Origin of the sequence: Draconibacterium orientale (assembly GCF_900111425.1) — a bacterium.
Classification (GTDB): domain Bacteria; phylum Bacteroidota; class Bacteroidia; order Bacteroidales; family Prolixibacteraceae; genus Draconibacterium; species Draconibacterium orientale.
In genome coordinates this window covers 12,890-29,779 of the sequence record NZ_FOHT01000016.1, presented here as the reverse complement: position 1 = coordinate 29,779, position 16,890 = coordinate 12,890, and the positions used below count along the sequence as shown (strand labels likewise).

Below are 16,890 nucleotides of genomic sequence, written 5' to 3'. Positions count from 1 at the left end.
TCAGGCATGGCATTAAGTTTTATCAATACAAGCGGAAACATTATTTCGGAAGACTTTTGCAGCCAGCTGCTAATCGAAAGCAAAGCCGAATATGTAAAGAGTAAATCGTTTGGCGACGATGTAAAGAAAGTAGATGAAGACATCGCCACCTCTTTTGAGTTATTACGCGAACGTTGGGAAGAGATCCGCTCAAAGCTACTGGAAGACGAGTTCGACACCACCCAGTTAAGGGACCGATGGATTAAGCAATTCCTGAGCATGCTGGGTTTCGTACCAATGTACAATCCGCACAACCTGAAGAACGATGCGGGGCTGGAATATAACATTCCTTACCGGGGCTGGGACGATGACGAAGCTCCCCTCATTCACATGGTTCACTCCTCGGCCGATTTCGACTCGCGCGACAAACACAACCGGACGCACGCCAATAAAAGTCCGCACGATATGCTGCAGCAGTTTCTGAATACCTCGCAGCACTCCTGGGCTATCTTGATCAATGGACGGAAAGTGCGCATTCTGCGCGACTTCTTCCACTCCATAACGAAAGGTTTTATCGAGTTCGACATTGAAGGCATTTTTGAAACCGCCAACACCGAACAGTTCCGTATTCTTTACAGAATGATGCACAGTAGCCGCTTTGTGGGCCAGTTCGAGAAACATGCCGAAGATGAAGAAAAACTAACCTGCTGGCTGGAGAAATTCCATAGCCAGTCGCGCGAAACCGGTGTTAAGGTTGGCGACAACCTCCGCAAACAGGTTCGTTTAGCCATAGAAACACTGGGGAATGGTTTTGCAGAAAACCTTAATCCCGACGAGTTCGACGAAGCCAAAGTAAAGAAGTTCTACAGCGAAACCTTAAATATCATTTACCGCCTGCTCTTCCTGCTCTTTGCCGAGCAAAAAGGTTGGCTCCCGGTAAAAAATGACATTTATGCCCGTACCTATAGCATTAATGCCCTACGCGAAAGAGCTGAAAAGGCAGACTATTCGCACGATAATAACGAAGATCTTTGGGAAGGATTAAAAGTTACCTTCCGTTTGGTAACCAAAGGCTACACTTTTCCCAACAAGGATAGCATCAACGCGTTTGGAGGCCAGCTGTTTTCCGACGAGCGGATTTTCCACATCAAATCGCCGTTAAAAAACAAACATTTGTTAAAGGCGGTTGATGCCCTTTGTTTCTTTACCGAGAATAAGCTTAAAAACAAAATCAATTACGCCACGCTGGCCATTGATGAATTGGGTTCGGTGTACGAAAGCTTACTCGATTACGAACCTCGTTTATTACGTGAGAACACCGAAATAAACAGCAGAACCTGCAAACGAGGTGAATTTGTATTGGACGACCGTTCTACCGAACGCAAAACAACCGGTTCGTATTACACCGACAGCCGCCTGGTAGCACAGTTAATCGATTCTGCATTAGTACCGGTAATTGAAAATGCACTGAAAGACAAAACCACCGATGACGAAAAACGCTTAGCCCTACTCGATCTCAAAGTGGCTGATATTGCTTGCGGCTCCGGTGCATTTCTTATTGCAGCCCTCGAAAAATTGGGTGAATACCTTTCGTTAATTGGCAAAGAAGAAGGTGAAAAACCAACCGAACAGGAACTCCGCCACGCCAAACGCGAGGTGCTCCAGAATTGTATTTACGGGGTAGACTTAAACCCGATGGCTTTGGAACTCGCGAAATTTTCGCTGTGGATAACAGCTTCTATGCCCAATTTTCCATTAAGTTTCCTCGACCACCGCTTAAAATGCGGAAACTCACTGGTTGGCGCAACGCCCGAACTCATTGAAAAAGGTATTCCCGTGGAAGCCTTTAATCCGGTAACACTCGATGATAAAAAGGTGTGCACCGAATTAAAAAAGAAGGTTAGAAAAGAACTCCAGGTTTTTAAAACAAAGGACACATATACAGGAGTACAACAGGGCTTTGAATTTAAGGTAACAGAAATCAGTACCGAATACGAAGCTGAACAATACCTGCAAATTCTCCATTCGCAGCAGGAAGATGCAGAGGAAGTGGAGAATATGGCGCATGAATACCAGGAGATTTATAAAACCCTGCGCGAAAATGGCGAATGGAAACTGGCCGATACCTGGACGGCAGCCTTCTTTATTCAGAAAGACGATCTGGATAAATCCTACCCTACTAATACGACCCTGCAGGCCATAAAACAGGGCCATGCCATTAACAAAGAACTGGAACTTGAGGTGCTGGACTTAGCTCGAAAATACCGCTTCTTTCACTGGCATTTGGAGTTTCCTGAAGTATTTGAGAATGGTGGGTTTGATTGTATATTAGGGAATCCTCCTTGGGAAAGAATAAAATTACAAGAAAAAGAATTTTTTAAAGGCAAAGATGATCTTATAGCTAAGGCAGCAAAAGCAAAACGAGATAAATTGATAAATGAACTGGAGTCGACTAATCCTAGGCTTTATCAATTATATTCTAATCAAAAGGCTATATCAGAAAAGTCTACTCTTTTCATCACGGCATCTTGTTGCTATCCCCTTCTTGGAAAGGGTGATATAAACCTTTATAGCATCTTTACGGAAAAAGCCTATAATTCAATACGTAAGCATGGTCAGTTAGGTATAATAATCCCAACTGACATTGCAACGGGTGATTCAAACAAGAACTTTTTTGCCGAAATTGTTGAAAATCGAAAATTGAAATCTTTGTACGATTTTGTAAACAAGAATAAACAGTATTTTAGCAATGTACATGCAAGTGAGAAATTCTGTTTATTAACAATTGTAGGAGATTCAAATGACAAGGATTTTGATTTCGTTTTCTATATTGAAGAACTAAATGAATTGTTTGATGAAAACAGACATTTTTCACTCAGTTTAGACAATTTTACAGCCATCAATCCAAACACAAAAACATGCCCTATTTTCAAAAGTAAATATGATGCAAACATTATCAAAAAAATTCATAAAGCTTGTCCGGTATTAATAAATGAAGATTCAGGAAAAAATCCATTTAAAATCACATTTCTTAAAACTTTAGACGCAGCAAATGCTACAGATGCCAAATTACTGATTGAAGACTCAGCACTTGAGTATAGAAAAAGAAAGTATAATGACTTCTATTTTAAACTTGATAATTCAATTTATTACCCAGTATATGAGGGTAAAATGATAGACCACTTTAATCATCGTGCATCATCTGTTGAGGTTAATCCGGACAATCCAATTAGAAAAGCGATAAGTGCTCCAAGTTCAATATCACAATTGAAGGATAGTAACTGGTATCCAAATCCACAATATTGGATTGACGAAAGCGATTTAGCAAAGAAAATTTATACTGAAGACATACAATGGTCTATAGGTATAAGGAAAAATACTGCTGTTACAAACTCGAGAACATTCATTTGTACAATTTTACCAAAAGTAGCAATGCTATACTCATTCAATACTATTTGTTCAAATACTAATAAAAATGGTCTTGTTATACTAAGTTGTAATTTAAGCACATTGGCTTTTGATTATATTGTTCGAAATAAGTTAGGAAGTGAGAATATTGCAAAATTTGTAATAAAACAACTACCCGTTATCAGCGAAGAACACCTTACCGCTAAAATTTTCGATTTTATCCAATCTAAAGCATTGAGACTTTATTATGTTAGCAATGATTTAAAGCCTGTTGCCAATGACTTAAATTATCAAGGAGAACCCTTCACATGGGACGAAGAAGAACGCTTCCAGTTAAAATGTGAATTGGATGCCATTTACGGGCATTTATATGGTTTAACCCGTGAGGAGTTTGATTACATATTAGAAACCTTCCCTATCGTTAAGCGCAAAGACATCGAAAAATACGGCACTTACCGCACGAAAGACACCATTTTAAAACTTTATGATGAAATGGATTGGGTAAAGGAGGAAATGGAGAAAACAAAAACTGAAAAACCAAACTAAGGCATGGACGAGAAACGCAATATCATTATTTACAACACAGCCGATGGCAAAGCGAAAGTAGCGCTGTACGCCAAAGACGGAATGGTGTGGATGAACCAAAACCAACTGGCAGAACTTTTTGCCACCTCGAAACAAAACATCAGCCAACACATCATTAATATACTGAAAGAAGGAGAGTTACAGGAAAATTCAGTTGTAAATAATTACTTGACAACTGCCGAAGATGGCAAAGAATACAACGTAACCTTCTACTCGCTCGAAATGATTTTGGCAGTCGGTTTCCGGGTACGCAGCAGGCGTGGCACCCAGTTCCGTATTTGGGCAAATAAAAACCTGAGCGAATACATGGTAAAAGGTTTTGTGATGGACGATGAGCGCCTGAAAAACCCGGATGGTCGTCCTGACTATTTCGATGAATTGTTGGAACGCATACGCGATATTCGCGCATCCGAAAAACGCTTTTACCAGAAAGTACGCGACCTATTTGCATTGTGTAGCGATTACGACCCGACAGACAAAGCTACCCAAATGTTTTTTGCCGAAACCCAGAATAAACTACTTTTTGCCGTATCCGGCAAAACGGCCGCAGAAATTGTAATGAGCCGGGCCGATGCAACAAAGCCCAATATGGCGCTAACATCGTGGAAAGGAAGCATTGTGCGCAAGGGAGACATCTTTACCGCTAAAAACTACCTCACATCCGACGAAATCGACACCCTGAACCGGTTGGTAGTTATTTTCCTCGAAACAGCTGAACTACGGGCTAAAAACCGCATCGACATCACCATGGATTTTTGGCGCGACAACGTGGATAAGATTCTCCAACTCAACGACAAATTAGTCCTGCAAAACAAAGGTTCCATCAGCAACGCCCTAATGGAAAAGCAAGTCCGCGAGATTTATGAGGAGTTTGATACCCGGCGGAAAGCCTATGATGCGCAACAAGCGGATGAAGAGGAAATAGAGGAATTGAAGAAACTGGAAGAAAATATTAAGAAAACCAAGAAATAAAACTGATACTATGAACCCGTTTAAAGTATTTCAGGAGGTAAAGCACCAATATAAAGCATACATTCAAACCTTTCAGGTTTTTAAAAACAAGCAGATTGAAGCCTATGTGCACGACCAGATGGATAATGGCAAACTGCTTTGGCAGGAACCGATCATCCAAATTTCAAAACGATTTAAGGCTGGGAAAAGCATTCCCCAATTAATTGACGAAGGAGTGCTGCATCAGGCCACCCGAGATGTTTTCAACCTCACAAATACACGAACGGGCGAACGGTTTCTGATTCATCCACACCTCCACCAGGAGCAAGCCATTGAAATATGCAGTAGGAAGCAGGAAAATCTGGTCGTAACCACTGGTACGGGGTCCGGGAAATCGCTCTGTTTCGAGATTCCGATTGTAGACCACTGTTTAAAAGCTAAAGATGAAGGAAAGCAGGGAATTAAAGCCATCATCATCTACCCGATGAATGCCTTGGCCAACTCACAGTATCAGGAGCTGGCTTCGAAAATGGCAGGCAGTGGTTTATCCATTGGGCTTTACACCGGTGATACCGACGTTGCCCAGGACAGCGCCATTGAACGATACAAAGAGATATTCGGTGACGATGCTGAACCAAATGACAGCGAAAGAATTTCCCGAACGGAGATGAAACAAAATCCACCGGATATTTTGCTTACCAACTATGTCCAGTTAGAGTTGCTGCTAACTCGGTTGGAAGACAAACCGCTGTTTAGAGATGCATTCAAAGAAAACCTTCGTTTTCTGGTTCTCGACGAATTGCACACCTACTCTGGCAAACAAGGTGCCGATGTGGCTTTTCTGGTGCGCCGCTTAAAACAACGCACCAATACCATCGGTAAATTGATTTGTATCGGAACATCAGCAACCATGGTATCCGATAAGAACGATGAAAATTCATCGCAAGCCATTGCCGATTTTGCATCAAAAATGTTTGGTGAAGAATTTAAGCCGGAAAATGTGGTGGTTGAAACCGAAGACAAAGCCTTAGAGTTTTCAGGCACCAAAATTTCCGATTCGTTCCAATTAGAGGAATCCGACGTTGAAAACCTCGACCACGAAAATCCGTTAACAGCAGCGCCTTTATATAAAGCGCTAATGGGTGAAGATTTCACCGGGTCTTCCAACCTCGAACTGGGTGAAGCCCTGAAAGACTCTCTCCTCTTAGGTTTTCTGGAAAAGGAACTGAAAGAAGTGAAAAGCTTTGGAGACCTTGCAGCAAACTACCAAAATCAAATTCGCAAAGATTTTACACCGGAGCAATGCAAGGCCGAATTAATGGCTGGCCTGCTTTTGGGAATTACAGGAACGTTGCAAACCGATACAGGTAAAGAAGTTCCGCGCTTTATCCCTAAAATTCATGCTTTCTACAATCAGGGAGGTGAATTACGCGGGTGTCTCGTCCCTGAATGCAATTATTTGAGTCATACCGGTGAAACCACTTGCCCTCAATGCGAACAGGAAGGCAGAGGTATTAAAACTTTGTATCCGCTCCATTTCTGCAGGGTATGTGGTCAGGAATACTATGGCATGATTAAAGATGACAGCAGCGGCCAAACAATGCCCTGGACCTTTATGGACTATGAAACCGAAGGCGACACCGGTTATTACTCACCTGCCATAACTTGTAAAGACGACGATCTTCCACAAAACTGGTTCACCCCGAAAAAACATGAACGAGCAAAAAAACATGCACATAAATTTCCAACCAATGGTGTACTCGATACTGAGAATAACACATTTACAAGATATTATGAAGGCGAAGACCTGAATGGTGTATTCATCCCTTCCCCGCTTCCGATCTGTTTAAATTGCGGAACCGAACACGGTGGTAACACATCGGAATACGGTAAGATGTTTTTGCTTAACTCAGTTGGTCGGGCAACGGGTACCGATGTAATCACAACAGCGGCCATCAATGCTTCACCAATGGACGAGAAGAAGCTGATAGGATTCTCCGATAACCGACAGGACACTGCTTTTCAGGCTGGACACCTGAACCACTGGTATTCGCAAATTTACTTTAGGCGGATATTAAATAAGGTATTACAGGAAATTGGTTCCGATATTTTTGTGAAAGATTTACCGGCCAAACTCTTCCCGCATTTGGTTGATGAGAAGAAATTTGTACCCCGAATGCGCAGATTGGTGAGGCAGAACCTCGAAACCTATTTGGAAACTTATTTATTCGTTGAAATTCGCGGAACAAAGAAATTTACCTCGGTAAACCTCGAAGATGTAGGATTACTGTCAGTAGAATATGATTCATTGGACGAATCAATCGAAGAAGGAATTGACGATAAATATCCTGTTTTAAAAGGTCTAAGTGCTGATTTACAGTACGACTTAATAAAAGGTTTCTTTGAGATATTCCGACGCGAAGTAGCAGTAGCTCATCCCAATCTGATTGAAAAAGCAAACCTGCGAACCAACCTGAATTTCATCGAAGAACACACTCCGGATCAACGAGTATTCGAGGCCGTAGAAGAAACACAGGTAAGTATCTACACAAATGGCTCACAAGAACATTTCCGCAAGACTAGCTTTACACATCACGGATTAAACGGTTCTTATACCATAAAAAGCTGGATTCGTAAGTGTGCCCCCTACTTCGATGCCGATATGATCAATAGCTGTATCAATGAAATGGTAGCTTTTGGAGTAGAAAACTTCTACATCCAAAAAGAAAAGCTCAACGGGCAAGACTACTTCATGCTACAGCCGGATGCAATCATGGTGAAACCATTGAAGGATGGCTTCGAACAGGAATGTCCGCAATGCCACAGCCAATATAGTTGGCTTACGGTTAATGCCTGTTTGAAAAACAGCTGTAAAAACGGCTTGGTAAAAGCAACAATTCACGAAGACTTTTATTACAAACAATATACTTTGGATACGGAAGGCAGCGAGATTATTGTTGCCGACGATCACTCTGCACAGGTACCGGGACAAGAGCGAAAAATCAAGGAGAACAAGTTTAAGAAAACACCTCCCGAAATACAAGTGCTCTTTGCTACACCAACTATGGAACTCGGTATTGATATTGGTACGCTTTCATCGGTGTACATGCGCAACATGCCCCCCAACCCAAGTAATTATGCACAGCGCGCCGGTCGTGCCGGTCGTAGCGGTCAGGGGTCAATTATACAAACATTTTGCGGCTCAGGTCCCGGAAGAGGTGCCCACGATCAGTACTTCTACAACCACCCTACCGAAATCGTTGCAGGTAAAATTGCAGTTCCCCGCTTCAACCTCGATAATGAATCCTTGTTTCTAAGTCATATTAACGCATTGATTCTACAAACCATTGATATTAAGTTTCCACACGCAGCAAAGGATTTAATTGACTTTGCTGATTTAAACCTCGACATGTTCACGTCAAGGGTAGATGAATTTACCAATGCAGTATCAAAAAACCACACTTCCATTCTGGCAAATATTGAAAATGCCTTTAAAGAAGAAATGGAGGAAGCTACCACAATTGAACGACAAGCGATCCAAAAACAAGTTGACAATTTCACCTTCAACCTGAATGAAGCACTGGAACTGCTTCGGGAAGACTACAAGGAATCAAAATCAGAGATCAATTACCTGACAAAAAGAATACAGGAAGAAGGCCAGGCACATAACTTCTATCTGACAAGTCGCCGGGAAGCCCTGGAAAAAAGGAATGAAGATTTGCGCGAAGGAAATGGTGTTTTTTACATGTATCGTTACCTGAGCCAGGTGGGCTTTTTACCCAATTATGCTTTCCCTACAAAAATCAAATCGGTTAAGTTCCAATACAAGAAAGAAGAAAAAGAATTGGTACGCGATCAGGTAATTGCCTTACGCGAATTTAGCCCCTACAATACGCTCTATTATAGTGGTCAGAAATTTGTTGTTGAGCGTGTAAGCAAAGAATCAGATATTAATACACGCTATAGCCTGATTATTTGCGACCACTGCGAGCATATTGAAGAAATAATCGATGGCAAGCAGCGTCCTACAAATTGTAAATCCTGTGGTAACGTGTATTCTCATCCAAACTATGTCCAGGCAATTCAGTTTCCACGTATGCATGCTCAACGCCGGATGCGTATCACCGCTGAAGAGGAAGAAAGAGCAAAAGGCGGGTATAAAACAATTAGCAGCTACAACAAAAGTAAGAATGCAATCAGTAAAAAGCTGACCGCACAAAACCAAACCTTAGCCAAACTAACTTTTGAGCGAACCGCTAAATTCCGGCACATAAACCTGGGTGCTCAACGCGATTATAAAGAGGGTAACATTGGTTTTAATCTCGATGTAATTAACCGCGAGTGGGTAAGTAAAAACCAGGGCAAACTTGAGCGACACATTGAAGATCGTAAAATCGATGCAGGAGAAGTGGCACGCGGTTTATCGTTGATTACAGACTCGATGAATGATGTAATTACCCTGGAAACAGCAAAGGCAATCAGAGATGATGCAGAAGCCTTTGGTGTGACTTTATTGAACGTACTACTTCAATCCATTTGCAACGTCCTAAACCTCGATGAATCAGAAATAAGAGGTTTTTATCAACCCATACGCAATCAAAATGGTCGCCTCGTTATTTTTGAAACTTCTGAAGGAGGAACAGGCACACTCTCTTCCATCGTAAAAAGTGAAAGTTTAATTCGTAAAGTAGCACTTAAAGCGCTCGATATTCTTCACTTTAATGCAGATGGCACTGACAAACCGGATGCTTGTGCGCATGCTTGCTACAATTGTATATGTAACTTCTATAATCAGCGATACCATCAGGATTTCGACCGTAATTTAGTAAAGGATTTCCTGCTCGACCTTTCAAAGTTCCAGGCTTTTGAAAACGATCAGGACGATGCTATCCTGTATGAAGAATACCTCGGCAGCGATAAAACAACCTCTCTGGAAGAAGAAGTGTTGACACGTCTTTATAACAGAGGTTTTCCAATGCCAAACGAGCTGCACAAAATAATTAGCTACGACAAAGAACCAATTGCCGAAGCCGATTTGTTCTACGAGCCACGTCTGTGTGTTTTTATTGATGGCCCTGATCACGATAAAGAGCACGTAAAACGAAACGACGAGGTCAAGAGAAGAAAGCTGAAAATGCTGAATTTTAAATACGTGGTAATCCATCATTCAAAAATCAACGAAGGCATCAGTAGCCTGATTTCGGAATTAGGCATCAGCGTTGAAGAATTGAATAAGAAAGAGTATTCCGGCCACATTTATCTCGATACAAATAACAAAGAGATTGCTGAGCAGGTTTACGCTTCCTATAAACGATTAATCGAATCCTTCGGTTTTGAATTTACAAATGATGGAGAAATAATAAACGGCTCGTGGATCCAACAAAAAATTAGCTACGCTTTTAGCTGGTTAGGAAATTTCATTTCACCTGATGAAGTTGCACGGAAAACGAAGTATGCAATCGAGCTCGCAAAAATTCAAAAAGTTCAATCCGAAGTAAATCGTAACAACTTTGAGGGTGCGGCAGCATTCATAACATCAATTCAACATCTTGACAATGCAATGACACTTATGGGGTCGTTAGCTATTGTAAAGTTACATGGAACTGAACTTCAAATCTTTGAGTTAACTACTGAACAAATGATATTTCTGGAAAATAATCCTCAGTTGCGAAATAATCCAGTCCTTTTTATGGAGGAATACAATAGAATGAATAAACTCAATTAGTTTAAAATATGAAAAAAGACACTTCCGTAAAGCGCTGGCTTAAAAACAATTACTTTATTATCCTTGGCGTTATAGGCACAATTTATTTCATTGTCGTTACTTTTCTATTCATCCAAGCTTATTATGATAGCTTAAATTTATCATCGCTTATTGACACAAAAGCGTTTGCCGAATATGGTTCTCATTTAGCGGGTATAGGAGCAATTTTAGCTTTCTTTTTTGCTTTTGCCACTTTCCTAAAAGTTGAATCTGCCAACAGAAAGAAGGATTTTGAAACCACCTTTTTTAACATGCTTACCCACTTTGATAGCATTATTGCCCAGATTAAAGTCACCAAGGAAAATAGGATTGAACATCTAAATCCTAAAAATAATTTTGAAAAGGAATATGCTGGTCGGTCTGCTTTAAATGTGCTTTTAGCAGACTATCTCGCATTTGCAAGAGAATTAATAAACATAGATGAACTCGGCGATGATGATTTAGAAACAGAAGAATTACGAATTCCTTATCGATGGAGACAGGTGTATAATCACAACCTGGAGTCTTTACCTCATTATTTCCGCTATTATTACACATTGGTCAAATTCATAATGACGTCAGATAAAAGAATTGACAGGAGCTTGTATGCCAATCTTTTACAGGCTAAAATGTCGAGCAGTGAAATGGGCCTTATATTTTATAATACATTTTACAATAGCAAAATTAGTCAACAAAGAGGTGCTAAGGAATTTCAGACATGGCTAAATGACCCGGATATAAATCTGTTTGAAAATATCGATGCAAAAAGTGTATTATCCACGGCCGATTTAAAAGCTAAATGCCCAAAAATTAAATTCAAGTTTGAACAAAACAAATAAAACAAAATCAATGAACACTAAAATTACAATGGGAAACGACGAGTATATTCTTTACATCAGAAAAACCACGTCAACCTGCAGTATTACGAATGACGACCTGGGCAAATACATCTGGATTTGGCTACGCGACAGAGGGGCCGATAAGATAAAAGAAGATGTTCCATGCCTTTGGGGCAAGACTGCCCAAAAACTCGATGCTTTAAAACTGCCCAAAACAGCCGCTCAATTTGAATTTAACCGCAATTTATTGCCTGAATTATATGACTACTTAGATGTATTAGCCGCAAAATAAAACCAGACTACTATGTCAAACCCAAAACTTACATTCAACCTTTTAACGTTCACGCATCCGCAAAAAAGTTTAACCTTTTGGTTTACCAACCAGGAACAAGACGGTCTTTGCCGTATTTTTCATACATTGGTTCCCGATGAGGTCAGGAATAAATTTGGGGAACAGGACCATTTTTACACATCTTTCGAGGAAGAACATGAAGGATTTTTTGCCGTTACAAAAAATACCACTCCTGATTTTGAATATTCCACCGACGAAGACGGTGAAGAATACCGAAAAATGGTTAAAAATTCAGCCTATACCCGATCCGTTCTACGTAGGTATTATAACCAGCAAATCTATCAGTATTTTAAAGGATTAGGCTATCTGGTTAAACCGAATTTCATAGATGATATTGAAGTCTGGTTCCCCAAAAAGAAAGATGACATTCATTACAACTATGTTGAGAAATTTACCCTGAAAGTACAATTAGCAAGAATAACCGATAAGCCGGAATTGGTAATTACTTCGGCTGGAATTTCAAGAATTTTCAAGAATAGCGTACTCGACTTGCTGGATATGGTCGCTCCCGACTGCTTTAATTGGGTAATTTACGAACAGCAACTATATCGCTATGATGAACTTCCAGATAAACCAAAGATGGAGCTTGATAAAGTCTTCCCGGTGTGGAACTTCGATATTCGCGATGCGCTTCAATTACCTACTGAAGCCCCCGACCGATCAAATAAATACCTCAGATTCAAGTCAAATATTGATACTTTTTATAAGCACTTCATTAGTAAAAATGGTTTCACCGAAATTATACCAGTAGACTCAAAGTCTTTTGTTCCGGTTAAGGAAGTCAAAATCAATTCAGTAAAAGAAAAAAGTAATGAGTTACTCTTTTTCGATGATACCCCCGACATCGTGCCTTTTAACGGAATGAAAAAAGGCCCTTACAAAGGAAGTGACTACGGCAACATACAGTTCTTTTATATATTCCATGAGGAACATCGAGAGATTGCAGACAACCTGCACAATTACTTTACAAATGGGCTTTATTCATTCAAAGGATTATATCGGTTTGCAAAGGTCCCCTATCACACGCAGCGAAATTTTAGTATTGTTTTTTCAAACAAAGACAATCCGCTGGAAGAGATCGAAAGAGAATTAATCAAACGCGATTTCAAGCCCGAAACACATTATTTTGCGATATACCTGAGTCCACATAGCAAGCACCATCCAAGCAAGGAAATAAAATCTGTTTATTACCGTGTTAAAGAGCTTTTATTAAAACGGGATATAACCTCACAGGCAATAGATGCCGAAAAAGTAAGAACTACTTTAGCCGATGAAGGATCTCGATATGATTACAGCCTGAATAATATTGCGATCGCAATTTTAGCTAAACTCGACGGTATTCCCTGGCAATTAAACGCTAAGCTTAAAAACGAATTAATTGTTGGTGTCGGAGCCTTCCGGCATGTGGATACCGATGTGCAATATCTGGGAAGTGCTTTTAGCTTTTCTAACAACGGAAAATTTAAACGCTTTGAGTGCTTCCAAAAAGACCAGACCGACGAATTAGCGGGATCGATTCTCGACCAGATAAAAGAATATGTGTCAGTAAACAGCAACATTAACCGGCTGATAATCCACTTCTACAAAAACATGAGTAGGAAGGAACTGGAGCCAATTGAAAAAGGCCTACATAATCTCGATTTGGATATTCCTGTCTTCATTGTTTCAATAAATAAAACTGAATCACACGATATTGTTGCTTTCGACAACAACTCCAAAGAATTGATGCCACTTAGCGGCACCTACATAAATGTTGGCTTCAACCAATACCTGTTATTCAATAATGTCAGGTACAATACTGACAGCAGAATAGGTGCAATCGACGGCTACCCCTTCCCCATCAAACTTTCAGTTCGTTGTACGCACGAGGAAGAAGCCAAAGACCAAAAAGTAGTAAGAGAATTAATAAACCAGGTATATCAGTTTAGCCGGATGTATTGGAAATCTGTACGTCAGCAAAACTTACCGGTAACAATCAAATACCCGGAAATGGTGGCTGAAATATTCCCCCATTTCTCCGGCAATGAAATCCCCGAGTTCGGAAAAGATAATTTGTGGTTTTTATAAAAAAAGAAACAGCAAAAATACACAACTATTAAAACGTAATTAAATGGAACAAGTTAAGACTTCGCAGTTTGAACAAATTTGTAAGAATATAGATGTATGGTCACAGTGGAGAGATCAATACAAGATCTATGTTCCTCTGTTCATTGAAGAAGCTAAGCAAAACAAACACTGGTCGCTTTGGGAGAAAGATTTGTTTTTTGAATTTTTTGAAAAATCAAACGATCAATGTGTTTCCTCTCTTCGTCAAGGATACTTTACGAACAAAGAGAAACAAGATATTAAAGATCATTGGGATGAGTTGTCTCCTCTGTTTGCACAAATAGCAGAAAACCAAGATATACCTCAATGGGAAGCTTATGATGCATTGAAAAAGACAATCCGAAAATATACAAAGGTTGACAGACGTGCCGCTACTAATAGACTGGTAGCCTCTTTGCAACCTCGATTGCTTTCTACTATCGTCAATGAGGATAACCTTTCCGAGCTTTATTGGTTTCTCCAACATAAAACAGACGAGCAAATTCCTCCATATGTTGGCGGTAATTGGTTTCAAAACAGTTATAACATTCTGCAATTCTTTAAACAGAAACTTACCGATCTGGATTACTACGATATAATAACATACCCATGGCAGGTCAGGGATTCATTTTTACATGCAAAAAGTAAGAACGAACAAGTAACAAAAAAGCAAAATATGGAAATCGATTTCTTGAAAAAAGTAAAAAACGTGATATATACCGGTGCGCCAGGCACAGGAAAAACTTACAAAGCAAAACAGTTAGCGAAAACTATAACCAATTATAACGAGGATCAGGATGACGGTCGTATAGCTTTTGTTCAGTTTCACCCATCTTATGATTATACTGATTTTGTGGAAGGTCTGAGACCAGTAAAGTCTGCCGAACAAAAAGAAGTTTCGTTTGAATTGCGAGATGGAATATTCAGAAGTTTCTGCGAACGAGCTAAAAATGACGAGGAAAACGATTATGTATTAGTAATTGATGAAATAAATCGTGGTGAGATTTCCAAGATATTTGGAGAGCTATTTTTCTCAATTGACCCAGGTTACAGAGGCCGTAAAGGAAGTGTATTAACACAATATGCTAATCTTAGGAAGAAGGAAGACCAATACTTCTACGTGCCGGATAACGTCTATATCATTGGCACAATGAATGATATCGACAGAAGTGTTGAAAGTTTTGATTTTGCAATGCGTCGTCGTTTCGCTTGGCGCGAAATTAAAGCCAGCGAACAAACAGATATGTGGCTTGGAAAAATTGATGCCTGGATAGACGAAGCACAAGATAGAATGGAAAGGCTCAACAAAGCCATCGAGAAAACTGAGGGACTAAGTTCTGCTTATCACATTGGGCCAGCTTACTTTTTAGTTCTAAAAGACCATGATGGAGATTTTAGTAAACTGTGGAACTACCACATTGAACCACTATTGACTGAATACTTGCGTGGTTTCCCAAACCCGTCAGAAACACTTAAAAAACTTCAATGGAGATACGATGGCTCAGATATCCAGAACAACTGATAACAATCAGGGAAAAAAGATAACCGACATTTTTAAAGGATCAGATCACACGAAATGTGCATCTGATCTGGCTCTAATTGCCGGAATTCCGGTCTCAACTTTGGTTGAAAAGAATGACAGTTTACTTGTGTTTCCGGCTGTTGTTAATGAGTATGGTGATGATATAGGAAACTCCTCTGTTTTTTCTTTGTCAGCAGACAAACTCACCACTTACAATTTAATGGGATTTATCGGATGTAATCAAACAGAGTTGACGATCGCTTCCCGATTTTACTCGAAAGGGAATGATTACTTTTTGCACTATATGCTGCAAAAAGTCTTTTCGATCAATTTGTTCGATCTGAAACACAGTACTGACAAAGAAAACCTCTGGGATTTCCTAATTTATCTTTTGCCATTTTACTTGAAAAAGGCACTTTCCCAAGGTCTATTTAAACAGTATCAGAATCAGGAGTACAATAATCCGAGTGTCAAAGGCGCGATTGATATCAACCGGCATATCCGCTCGAACATACCTTTTACCGGTAATATTGCTTTTAGAACAAGAGAACATGTATACGACAATTGGATGACACAATTGATTCGTCATTCAATCGAATATGTACTAAAGCATAAACGGGGAGCAAGTGTTCTCAATGCTGATGTCGAAACACAAACCGCTATAACCCAGATTAAGTTGGCAACACCGGCTTACAATGAACGCCACAGAACCCGCATTATTCAAATGAATCTAAAACCAGCAAATCATCCTTTTTTTACAGAGTATAGAGTATTGCAAAAAATTTGCTTGCAGATTCTGCGGAGAGATGGTTTGACTTATGGCGAAGAGAAAGATAAAGTTTACGGGCTGCTCTTTGATGGCGCCTGGTTATGGGAAGAATATCTAAATACAATCTTGAAACAAATAAACTTTGTTCACCCAAGGAACAAAGGGAAATCTGGTGATAAAAATCCGATTTATCTCTTCAATGGAAACAGTTATAGCCGTTTTCCTGACTTCTATTGTCATTCGAAAAAAATGGTTTTAGATGCGAAATATAAACACTTGGATAATAAAAAGATATCGCGCGAAGATATTCACCAAATTGTAACCTATATCCATGTTCTAAGATCAGAACTGGGAGGATTCATTTATCCTATTGGAACAAATGGCATAAATGAACCGGTTACTATAAAAACAATAGGACTTTTAAACGGATTTGGAGGAAGAGTCATCTCTGCAGGAATACCTATATATAAACAAAGTAAATCTTTCGATGATTTTGCATCCAAAATGAAAATTACGGAGAGCTGTCTCGTCGATGAAGTTATTAACATGACACAGAGGCAATTGACATCTAATTAGCCAAAGAAATATCTACATTATCTTTAGACAATGTAGATATTTACATGTGCTCGGACATGTTATGTCGTAGCCGATTCCTAA

8 protein-coding genes are annotated in these 16,890 nt (G+C 39.8%); all 8 read left to right on the top strand.

The genetic code is table 11. The features are described 5' to 3' along the window. Positions 1 to 6 precede the first annotated feature (6 nt). The 8 genes from BMW53_RS10170 to BMW53_RS10135 are packed head-to-tail and all read left to right on the top strand — an operon-like array spanning position 7 to position 16,809. Positions 7 to 3,933, top strand: a complete 3,927-nt coding sequence (locus BMW53_RS10170; protein ID WP_038562066.1) for an Eco57I restriction-modification methylase domain-containing protein — start codon at positions 7 to 9, stop codon at positions 3,931 to 3,933. 3 nt (positions 3,934 to 3,936) lie between these two features. Then, positions 3,937 to 4,944, top strand: coding sequence for a virulence RhuM family protein (locus tag BMW53_RS10165; RefSeq protein WP_038562069.1), 1,008 nt, complete (start codon positions 3,937 to 3,939; stop codon positions 4,942 to 4,944). A 10-nt stretch (positions 4,945 to 4,954) separates the two neighbouring features. After that, positions 4,955 to 10,648 (top strand): DEAD/DEAH box helicase family protein, encoded by a 5,694-nt coding sequence (locus BMW53_RS10160; RefSeq protein ID WP_038562074.1) that lies wholly within the window; start codon positions 4,955 to 4,957, stop codon positions 10,646 to 10,648. 8 nt (positions 10,649 to 10,656) lie between these two features. After that, the gene (locus BMW53_RS10155; RefSeq protein ID WP_038562078.1) at positions 10,657 to 11,505 is read left to right on the top strand and encodes a putative phage abortive infection protein; all 849 of its coding nucleotides are present in this window, start codon (positions 10,657 to 10,659) and stop codon (positions 11,503 to 11,505) included. A gap of 10 nt (positions 11,506 to 11,515) precedes the next feature. Then, positions 11,516 to 11,797, top strand: coding sequence for a hypothetical protein (locus BMW53_RS10150; protein WP_139178093.1), 282 nt, complete (start codon positions 11,516 to 11,518; stop codon positions 11,795 to 11,797). A 12-nt stretch (positions 11,798 to 11,809) separates the two neighbouring features. Then, the gene (locus BMW53_RS10145; RefSeq protein ID WP_038562081.1) at positions 11,810 to 13,924 is read left to right on the top strand and encodes a Piwi domain-containing protein; all 2,115 of its coding nucleotides are present in this window, start codon (positions 11,810 to 11,812) and stop codon (positions 13,922 to 13,924) included. A gap of 43 nt (positions 13,925 to 13,967) precedes the next feature. Continuing rightward, on the top strand, positions 13,968 to 15,464 hold the full coding sequence (locus tag BMW53_RS21130; RefSeq protein WP_051568030.1) for an McrB family protein: 1,497 nt from the start codon (positions 13,968 to 13,970) through the stop codon (positions 15,462 to 15,464). Then, the gene (locus tag BMW53_RS10135) at positions 15,439 to 16,809 is read left to right on the top strand and encodes an McrC family protein (RefSeq protein ID WP_051568031.1); all 1,371 of its coding nucleotides are present in this window, start codon (positions 15,439 to 15,441) and stop codon (positions 16,807 to 16,809) included. Before BMW53_RS21130 ends, BMW53_RS10135 begins: the two co-directional genes overlap by 26 nt. Positions 16,810 to 16,890: the final 81 nt, after the last annotated feature.